This is a genomic window from Coxiella endosymbiont of Ornithodoros maritimus (assembly GCF_907164965.1).
In the GTDB taxonomy this organism is placed as follows: Bacteria; Pseudomonadota; Gammaproteobacteria; order Coxiellales; family Coxiellaceae; genus Coxiella.
In genome coordinates, this window is record NZ_CAJRAM010000012.1 from 1 (window position 1) to 8,742 (window position 8,742).

Consider the following 8,742-nt stretch of genomic DNA (forward strand, 5'->3'; position numbering starts at 1 on the left):
TCGATTCTTTGTCTGTCGGTAGGCAGCCTACGCACGGAAACGACAGACATTTTTTCAACTACTTGATATTCCCTCTTTACCTCGCCCCCTTAAGTTGAGCTCTAGGCGCCTGCGCGGAAAGGACGAGGGTAATAAAGTAATTTTTTAAAAAAAACTCTTTCATAAAAGGGATTCTAATTAAATTGTTAGGGAGTTTTGAAGGACTGTGAGTGCTGGCCATCAATCAAATGAACCTTCTTAGCATCGATCCCTCGGCCGAAGAAAATTTCGCCGACGCGAATAAACCGCTCAGGAGAGTCGGTGACGAGGAAGGATAAGGTGGGGGGATGATCGAGAGGAGTGGGGTTGGTTTTTTGTAGAATGGATTGCACTTCAGTTGCCGTTGCTTTTGCTGAATTGATGATGTTTATTTGGTCGCCCAAAATGGCGGCTAATGGTTCCATAAGAACGGGGAAATGCGTGCAACCTAAAATAACAGAGTCGCATTGATGATAACCGTTAGTAATAGGCTCCAAGTATTTTTTAGCGACCAGTAAAGCGATTTCGTCGTTTGTACAGCCTTCTTCGGCTAATGCCACGAATAAACTACAAGTTTGAGTGGTAATTTCAATTTGAGGGCTCAATGCTCGAAGCGTGTCTTGATAAATCCCCGATTGAATCGTCGTTTCCGTTCCTAACAGCGCCACTTTATTGTTTTTTGTCGCAACAACGGCAGCCCTCGCGCCTGGTTCCACAACGCCGATGATTGGAATGTGGGGGAATTGTTGTTGGAGCTGGGGAAGCGCTGCAGTTGAGGCGGTATTACAAGCGACAACTAATAGTTTGATATTTTGAACAACGAGAATAGATGCCATTTGAGTGGCGTAACGCGAGACAGTTTCAGGGCTTTTAGTGCCATAGGGCAATCGTGCGGTATCGCCAAGGTAAACGTAGGATTCGTTGGGCAAATGATTAACGAGCTCACGCAAAACAGTTAAGCCGCCCATCCCTGAATCGAAAACGCCAATCGGCCTTCCATTTTTCATTGGCTTAACGCTTCCTGTTGTTTTTCGATAATCTGTTTGATGCCATGTCGTGCAAGATTAATCAGCGCATCCAGCTCTTTGGCATGAAAAGCATCCCCTTCGGCTGTGCCTTGGATTTCAATAAAAGCATCATTGTCTGTCATCACTATGTTCATATCCGTATGCGCGTTGGAGTCTTCTGCATAATCCAAATCAAGTACGGGGACACCCTTGTAAATACCCACAGAAACAGCAGCGACTTTATGTTTAAGTGGATCAGTTTGTAAAATTCCTTTACGTTGCAAGTGGCGCAACGCTTCGATCATGGCAATACAACTACCATTAATGGCAGCGGTGCGTGTTCCTCCGTCCGCTTGGATGACATCGCAGTCAATAGTAATAGTATAAGGCCCGAGTAGCTTTAAATCTAAAGCGGCTCGTAGCGACCGACCAATTAAGCGTTGAATTTCCACCGTTCGACCGCTTTGTTTACCGCGAGAGGCTTCTCGGTCCATGCGGCTGTGAGTAGAACGGGGTAACATGCCGTATTCTGCTGTTAACCAGCCTTGTTCAGTATTTTTAAGAAACCGCGGCACGCCTTCCACGATACTTGCATTGCATATGACTTTAGTGTTTCCCAATGTGACTAATATCGACCCTTCTGCATAACGGGTAAATTGAGTAGTAAAACTCAGTGGCCGTAATTCATTCGCTGCTCGTTTGCTAGGACGCATGATCACCTCTATGGATTAGTATGGAACATTCTGTGCGAGATAAGCGGCACCCAATATAAACAAAATAGACAGTGGCATCAAACCTTCTTTAACTTCCTATGTTATTATGTGCAGCATCGATCGTTTAGCAATACAGGAATTTATGATTGCCAGTATGACCTCTTTCTCTCGTCAGTCTCATGAAGCAAGATGGGGTTTATTGACGTGGGAGATCCGCACTGTCAATCACCGCTATCTGGAAATTACACTGCGTTTGCCGGACTTTTTGCGTGAATTTGAACAGGCTTCCCGAGAGGCCATCCAAAAGGTTTTGAGCCGAGGCAAAGTTGAAGCCGCTTTACGGTTTCAGCCTGGATGGGACGTGCCGTTTGAAATGAATGTCAATCAAGTGCTGACTGAAGGCTTGGCCAAAGCGAGTGAGACGGTCATCTCCTACTTCCCATCAGCGACAATCAATGCCATCGATGTGCTCTCCTGGCCCGGGATATTGCAAACCAAGGAAACTCAGGTAGATGCAGATACTATCGGAAAGGCTGTATTCACTTTATTAAATTCGGCATTAACCGATTGTATGGATATACGGCGTCGCGAAGGTGAGGCACTTAAACTATTTATTGAAGAACGTCTGAACAACCTGAAAGGGAAAATCGCCATTATCAAGAAACGACTGCCTGCTTTGCATCAAGCGGGACGCGAGAAAATGATAGCGTGCTTTGAAAAATTATCCCTCGCGTTAAATAAAGAACGCTTGGAACAAGAGATGCTCTGGTTGGCACAAAAAAGTGATGTCGCCGAAGAATTACAACGCCTAGAAGCGCACCTGCTTGAAGTGAAACGTGTTTTAGTTGAAGGAGGTACCGTCGGACGAAGACTGGATTTTTTAATGCAAGAACTAAACCGAGAGGCCAACACCTTAGGAAATAAATCACTGGACGCCAATGTTTCTCGAGTAGTGGTAGATTTAAAAGTGCAAATTGAACAAATGCGAGAACAGGTGCAAAACATTGAATAAGGCTAATTTATTTATTATTTCAGCGCCTTCAGGTGCTGGGAAAACCAGCTTGGTTCGTGCGCTTGTTAAAACATTAGCTGAGATCAAAATATCCATTTCGCATACTACGCGACCGAAACGCCCGGGCGATCAGGAAGGCGTTGATTATTTTTTTATTGATGAAACTCGTTTCCAGGCAATGGTAAAAGAAGGCGCTTTTCTTGAATATGCCACTATTTATGAACGCCACTATGGAACGCAGAAAGACTGGGTGCTGCGTCAATTAAAGGCTGGTAGGGACGTTTTGTTAGAAATCGATTGGCAGGGGGCTCGCCAAATCCGAGAATTGTTTCCTCCAGCGTTGTCTATTTTCATCTTGCCTCCTTCCATTGAAGCGTTGCGGGAACGATTGATTAAACGCCGCCAAGATGACGCAGCGATCATCGAACAGCGTTTAGCGTTGGCGCGAGAGGAAATGGGGTATTACAAGGAATTTGATTACCTTGTCATTAACGATAATTTTAATCAAGCCGTTCAGAATTTGATTCATATTATTAGCGCTGAACGCCTACAAAGGGACGTTCAAGAAAAAAAGCTATCTCGCTTGTTGGCGGAATCAGTGGAAAAGCAGTAAAATCAAAGTTTGCTTAAGCTGCCATTCCGCGGACAAGCCGCGGGGGGCTAAGCAGATTTTAAAAAATAATGAGGTCCTCATGGCACGCGTAACGGTTGAAGATTGTCTCGAACATGTCGAAAATCGCTTTGATTTAGTCCTGAAAGCAGCAAAGCGAGCTCATATTTTAGAATTAGGTGGGGCAGAACCGATGGTTCCCAGAGATAATGATAAACCCGCTGTCCTTGCGCTTCGTGAAATAGCAGCCGGCTACGACGTCACTCGAGAAGGACAAGAGCAGGAAACGGAAGAAGTTGACCTTGACCGTAATGTTCTCGCTGAAACAGCAAAAATGAATAAAGCGGTAGCTTCCCAGAAAGATAGTGAAGTATAACCTCAGAAACGCCTCAGCGAAGCGTTGTACAATTAAATTCCGAGGGTAGGCTTTTGCGCCTCTTCAAAAAATTATGTGAAAAACTGGGTTATCTCAACGGCGAGCAAGTCGAATCCATCCGCCAAGCCTATTTAATGGCCTTCAGTGCTCATCGAGCCCAAAAACGTTGTACCGGAGAACCTTACATCAATCATCCAGTGGCAGTCGCGGGTATTTTAGCGGACTTAAAAATGGATTATCAGACGATCATGGCCGCTTTACTGCACGATGTCATTGAAGATACCCCTGTCGAAAAAAAAGCGATCGTTGAGAAATTTGGTGAAGAAGTGGCTGAACTAGTGGACGGGGTCAGTAAATTGACGCAAATTGAATTTGTGAGCCGCGCTGAAGCTCAAGCTGAGAGTTTTCGGAAAATGGTGTTGGCTATGGCGCGCGATATCCGCGTTATCATCGTCAAATTGGCCGATCGGTTACATAACATGCGCACGCTTGACTCATTACATTCACAAAAGCGGCGACGAATTGCACGAGAAACGTTAGATATTTTTGCCCCGATCGGAAAACGCTTAGGCATGCGGGAATTCTCCGTTGAATTAGAAGAACTGAGTTTTGCTGCCATTTATCCGCTGCGTCATCGTGCTTTAAAAGATGCCGTTCGGCAAACGCGTGGTAATCGAAGGAAAATTTTGGCCTTAATTGAAAAAACGCTGAACGCGGGATTAAATCAAAGTCATTTACCTTCTTACTGTATTACGGGGCGAGAAAAGCATTTATACAGTATTTATCGCAAAATGCGAAATAAACATATCCCATTTAATGAAATTATGGATGTGTATGCCTTTCGCGTTATTGTTGAAGACATTGACTCGTGTTACCGGGCCTTGGGTATTATTCATGGCTTATTTAAGCCCGTTCCTGAACGGTTCAAAGATTATATCGCCATCCCGAAAGCGAACGGCTATCAGTCATTACACACCACTTTATTCGGCCCTTACGGACTTCCTGTCGAAGTACAAATCCGTACAACGGAGATGGATCGCATCGCAACAAAAGGTATTGCCGCGCACTGGCTTTATAAAACGACGGGTGCGCCCATCACCGAATCGCAAGTGCGTACCAAAGCATGGGTGAAAAATTTGCTGGAATTACAGGAGGGTGCCGCAAATCCTCTGGAATTTATAGAAAACGTGAAGATGGATTTATTCCCTGACGAGGTTTACGTCTTCACCCCCCGTGGTGAAATTATGGAACTGCCTGCTGGCGCAACAGCAATAGACTTTGCCTATGCGGTTCACACCGATGTAGGCAACAACTGTCTTGCTGTTAAAATTGACCGGTACCTGGCCCCTCTCTCAACACCGCTAGTGAATGGCCAAACGGTGGGAGTGATTACTTCTTCCAGCGGTCGTCCGAATCCTGCGTGGTTAGATTTTGTGGTAACCAGTAAGGCCAGGGGTAGCATTCGTCACTTTTTGAAATCACAGCGACGAACCGAATCCATTGCTTTAGGAAAACAATTATTGAAAAAAGCGTTGGGAAATTATTCCCTTTCTTTAAAAAAATTATCGCAACCGGTTATCAATTACACATTAAAAGAAATGCAATTAAAATCCTTAGATGATTTATTGGAAGAAATTGGCTTAGGCAATCGGATGGCTGCATTAGTAGCCAAACGCATTGCAGCAGTAGCTGAAGAAGCTGAAGCGGAAACCGACATGAGGCCGGTAGAGAAAACACCATTAATTATTAAAGGGACCGAAGGATTAGTAGTGAGTTTCGCAACCTGCTGCTACCCTGTTCCCGGTGATCCCATCGTAGGCATCATTGATGTGGGCAAAGGGATTGTCGTTCATGTGGAGCGGTGTCCGTCTATTGCAAAACTGCGCCGCCACCCGGATCGTTTTATGCCGCTTCGATGGTCCGAACAGGTTAGAGCGGGATTTCCAGCGTTGGTTCGCGTTCAAGTGGTTAATGAACGTGGGGCATGGGCTATGCTAACATTAGCCATTGCAGAAGCCGATGCCAACATTGAGGATATTAAAGTAGAAGAACGCGAAGGATTGCACTATATTGTTACGTTTCGCATTGTTGTTCGCAACCGCAAACATTTATCCAAAGTGCTACGACGTTTGCGTCAGGTGAAACAATTAGTAAGAATTATACGCCGTTTTGACTAACCCCTCGCTTAGCATCCGCCGTCAGCGGTGAGGATTCTAAGAAGAGGCCCTAAACTAATTTTCTACAACACTATTAACTGGGGAGTGGTAATGAAACAAATAATTGGTACAAACAAAGCCCCTCATGCAATCGGGACCTACTCGCAAGCTGTAAAAGCGGGCAATACCGTTTATTTTTCGGGGCAAATCCCCCTGGAACCGGAGACGATGGAAATAATTAGCGGTGATTTTAAAGACCATGTTCATCGGGTTTTTAAAAACATTGCTGCGATTGCCGAAGCCGCTGGAGGCAGCTTAGCTCAAATTGTAAAATTAACCATTTATTTAACAGACATGGAAAATTTCCATTTAGTTAATGAAGTGATGAAACACTATTACGAGGAGCCTTATCCTGCTCGTGCTGTCATCGCCGTTAAGCGATTACCGAAAAATGCGTTAATTGAAATAGACGCTGTGATGGTATTGGGAGAGTGAAAAAATGTTATCCCGCACTCCCGTGGTTCAGGATAAGACTGAGCGAAGGATTTCAACCTCTCCAGTCACCGCCCTTAAACGGGTTGGGTCAACCACGCGTGAATTATTGGCAAATTTAAATATTCACACCATCCAGGATCTTTTATTTCATTTACCTTCGCGTTACCAAGATCGTACTCGAGTGACAGCCATCGGTGCTATACGCCACGGCGATCAAGTCGTTGTTGAAGGAAAAATTCAACTGGCAACCATTACGTATGGTGGCCGCCGAAATTTAATGTGCTCAATAAGCGATGGAACCGGGTCGTTAATTTTACGGTTTTATCATTTTAATTACCAACAACAACGACAATTAAAGATGGGTTTGCGCGTGCATTGTTTTGGCAACGTTCGACGAAATTATCAAGGACGTTTGGAAATGATTCATCCGGAATACCGAATTGTGGACGAATCGACGCCGCTTATTCCAGAAGATCGTCTCACCCCCATTTATCCGACAACAAAAAGATTATCACAAGCGAAGTGGCGCCATTTAATCAATCAATCATTGAATTATTTGAAATACCCTAATTTTGTTGAAGAACTATTGCCGGAGGAAATACGAACTTCGCTTCAGTTGCCGACGTTAACTGAAGCATTACTTTACGTTCATTCACCTCCACACAACGCCCCTGTAGATTTATTGCAAGTCAGTAAGCATCCATCGCAACAGCGGTTGGCTTTTGAAGAATTAGTAGCGCAACAACTCGGTTTGCAACAATGGCGTTTGTTAATAAGAACGCAGCCAGCGCCTGTTTTAATTAAAAATAATTGGCAAGAAAAATTAAAACATGCATTAACGTTTGAATTAACATCAGCTCAAAAACGGGTAATTGGGGAAATTAATCAAGACCTTTCTAAACCTAAACCCATGTTACGTCTTTTGCAAGGCGATGTTGGTTCGGGAAAAACGATTATGGCTGCAATGGGCATCCTCAAAGCCGTAGAAAACGGCTATCAAAGTGCAATAATGGCGCCTACCGAATTATTAGTGGAACAACACTACCAAGTTTTTCAACGTTGGTTTTCTCCGTTGGGAATTAGCGTCGGTTGGTTAGCCGGGAGTTTGACGGCTTCAGCACGGGAAAAAACGCTGCAAGAAATAGCAAGCGGCCAGTTATCAGTGATTATTGGCACTCATGCGCTTTTTCAAGTAGCTGTGACTTTTCAGCAATTGGCGCTCATTGTCATTGATGAGCAACACCGTTTTGGCGTGCATCAACGATTGGCACTCAAAGAAAAAGCAACGCCTAATTATCATCCCCATCAATTAATTATGACTGCGACTCCAATTCCGCGCACATTAGCGATGACGGCTTATGCGGATCTTGATTTTTCGATCATCGATGAACAGCCGTCGGGACGAAAACCAATAACAACGGTTTTAATATCAAATTCCCGTCGATATAAAGTCATCGAGCGAATTAAAAAAAATTGCGAGCAGGGAAAGCAAGTCTATTGGGTATGTACGTTAATTACTGATTCCGAAGTATTGCAATGCGAAACGGCCGAAGCAACTTTTAAAAAACTACAACAATCATTCACTAATTTAAGTGTAGGATTGATTCATGGCCGATTAACGAAAGAGGAAAAAGACATTATAATGGGGGCATTTAAAAAGGGCGATATTGATTTATTAGTCGCGACAACAGTGATCGAGGTCGGCGTTGATGTGCCGAATGCGAGTTTAATAGTGATTGAAAATTCTGAGCGCTTAGGCTTAACGCAAATTCATCAATTGCGTGGCCGCGTGAGGCGAGGAGAACAAAAGAGCTACTGCGTTTTACTCTATCAAGAACCGTTATCAAAAAACGCACGAGCTCGCCTGACTTTGTTGCGTGACACACAAGACGGTTTTTTGGTGGCCCAAAAAGATTTAGAATTACGCGGTCCTGGTGAATTGTTAGGAGCGCGGCAATCAGGGTTATTTTGTTTTCGCATCGCTGACGTTGTTCGACACCAGCATTTACTACCCGCTGTTCGCAAGGCTGCTTTTTTAATTTTGCAGCGATACTCGGAGTTTACTCCTCGCTTATTAAACCGCTGGTTGAAAGAAGCTGATAAAGTCGTCCAAGTTTAATGTTTCCGCCCTATTTAACCGGTGCTTTCACAGAAGTTACTGAAAAATACAATAAAATTATTAATTTTTGGAGGCAAAAAGCAGCGAAAAAGTAGGTTTATTAATTCAAAATTAAAAAATTCACGACTCGAATATTTTTTCCCCGTACACGAAGGAAAGCGATGAATTTATCTTCTGAGCAGGCGGAATTAATGGAAAGGTTTGTTTTAATTGAAGCAATTGATTATAGGGGTTGA

General features: G+C 44.0%; 8 protein-coding genes. 6 read left to right on the forward strand and 2 right to left on the reverse strand.

All coding sequences use genetic code 11. The features are described from left to right. Positions 1-185: 185 nt before the first annotated feature. On the reverse strand, positions 186-1,025 hold the full coding sequence (gene murI / locus OWO34_RS01285; protein ID WP_267256281.1) for a glutamate racemase: 840 nt from the start codon (positions 1,023-1,025) through the stop codon (positions 186-188). After that, entirely contained in the window at positions 1,022-1,738 is a 717-nt protein-coding gene (gene rph, locus OWO34_RS01290) for a ribonuclease PH (protein ID WP_267256282.1), read from the reverse strand. Before rph ends, murI begins: the two co-directional genes overlap by 4 nt. Positions 1,739-1,880: 142 nt before the next feature. Between rph and OWO34_RS01295 the strand changes: the two genes are divergently transcribed. The 6 genes from OWO34_RS01295 to recG all read left to right on the forward strand — a co-directional run bounded on the left by OWO34_RS01295 (position 1,881) and on the right by recG (position 8,506). Further along, a complete protein-coding gene (locus tag OWO34_RS01295; RefSeq protein ID WP_267256288.1) occupies positions 1,881-2,750 on the forward strand; it encodes a YicC/YloC family endoribonuclease in 870 nt (289 codons plus the stop codon). Further along, on the forward strand, positions 2,743-3,363 hold the full coding sequence (gene gmk / locus OWO34_RS01300) for a guanylate kinase (protein WP_267256283.1): 621 nt from the start codon (positions 2,743-2,745) through the stop codon (positions 3,361-3,363). Before OWO34_RS01295 ends, gmk begins: the two co-directional genes overlap by 8 nt. Positions 3,364-3,442: 79 nt before the next feature. After that, on the forward strand, positions 3,443-3,736 hold the full coding sequence (gene rpoZ / locus OWO34_RS01305) for a DNA-directed RNA polymerase subunit omega (RefSeq protein WP_267256284.1): 294 nt from the start codon (positions 3,443-3,445) through the stop codon (positions 3,734-3,736). 53 nt (positions 3,737-3,789) lie between these two features. Further along, entirely contained in the window at positions 3,790-5,913 is a 2,124-nt protein-coding gene (locus OWO34_RS01310) for a RelA/SpoT family protein (RefSeq protein WP_267256285.1), read from the forward strand. 90 nt (positions 5,914-6,003) lie between these two features. After that, positions 6,004-6,387, forward strand: a complete 384-nt coding sequence (locus OWO34_RS01315; RefSeq protein ID WP_267256286.1) for a Rid family detoxifying hydrolase — start codon at positions 6,004-6,006, stop codon at positions 6,385-6,387. A gap of 4 nt (positions 6,388-6,391) precedes the next feature. Continuing rightward, the gene (recG, locus tag OWO34_RS01320; RefSeq protein WP_267256287.1) at positions 6,392-8,506 is read left to right on the forward strand and encodes an ATP-dependent DNA helicase RecG; all 2,115 of its coding nucleotides are present in this window, start codon (positions 6,392-6,394) and stop codon (positions 8,504-8,506) included. Positions 8,507-8,742: the final 236 nt, after the last annotated feature.